1 protein-coding gene is annotated in these 226 nt (G+C 62.4%); it reads right to left on the bottom strand.

The features are described from left to right. Positions 1-226: hypothetical protein (locus ACLQ24_RS30760; protein WP_425895218.1), on the bottom strand; the 226-nt coding region annotated here is incomplete at both ends.

Here is a 226-nt window from a genome sequence, read left to right as displayed (position 1 = left end):
GGTCACCGGTAGTGACCTGCCCACCATCGCCCACGCTCAACAACTGGCCATGCGCGTCAGCTGGCACCAGGATCAGGTGCCCCAGGACCTCCTCGGCTTTCGCATCCACCGTCGGATCAAAGCGCACCACCCGCTCAGCGACATTGTTGGCCTGCGTCTGCACCAACCACCAATGGCCTTCTACCGACCGGTGAACCATCACCACATGCTGCGGCGAGTTCACATC

Source organism: Micromonospora sp. DT4 (assembly GCF_049841675.1).
GTDB lineage: Bacteria > Actinomycetota > Actinomycetes > Mycobacteriales > Micromonosporaceae > Micromonospora.
Note: the sequence above shows the minus strand (reverse complement) of the source record. Positions and strands in the feature narration are given on the sequence as shown.